Annotated in this window: 1 rRNA gene; it reads left to right on the top strand. The window is 55.7% G+C overall.

The features are described 5' to 3' along the window. A 23S ribosomal RNA gene (locus M3636_RS30010) occupies positions 1 to 255 on the top strand; the annotation flags it as partial.

Genomic DNA, 255 nt, shown 5'->3' with positions numbered 1-255 from the left:
GAGGGGGCCGCAGTGAAAAGGCCCAAGCGACTGTTTAGCAAAAACACAGGTCTGTGCGAAGCCGTAAGGCGAAGTATACGGGCTGACGCCTGCCCGGTGCTGGAAGGTTAAGGGGAGCGGTTAGGAGTAATCCGAAGCTGTGAACCGAAGCCCCAGTAAACGGCGGCCGTAACTATAACGGTCCTAAGGTAGCGAAATTCCTTGTCAGGTAAATTCTGACCCGCACGAATGGCGTAACGACTTGGGCGCTGTCTC

The organism is Paenibacillus sp. MER 99-2 (assembly GCF_023714095.1).
GTDB lineage: Bacteria > Bacillota > Bacilli > Paenibacillales > Paenibacillaceae > Paenibacillus.
This window is presented reverse-complemented; position numbering and strand designations above follow the sequence as displayed.